Annotated in this window: 1 pseudogene; it reads left to right on the top strand. The window is 62.7% G+C overall.

The window, feature by feature from the left end:
- Positions 1-279: pseudogene (locus SB772_RS40215) on the top strand (hypothetical protein); the annotation flags it as partial.

Below are 279 nucleotides of genomic sequence, written 5' to 3' on the forward strand. Positions count from 1 at the left end.
TACGTGTGCAGGGCCAGCAGCAGAAGCTGCCGCTGACGCCCGCACAGCGCAAGATGGAGAAGGGCATGATGTACGGCGACGGTGGCCAAGGGCAGGAGATTCAACCGCCTGCGAACGGTGGTACGCCTGGTGCCGGTCCACTCGGTGGTGGCAACGGCGGTCAGCAAAATGGCCTCGGCTCGATGCTGTCCAGTACCAAAACGCCGATGGCCGTTGCATCGATCCTGCCCGATCCCGACTATCTCATCCAGAAGGGCGAGGTTATCGACTGCATCGCGC

The organism is Paraburkholderia sp. SIMBA_030, assembly GCF_046535245.1.
GTDB lineage: Bacteria > Pseudomonadota > Gammaproteobacteria > Burkholderiales > Burkholderiaceae > Paraburkholderia.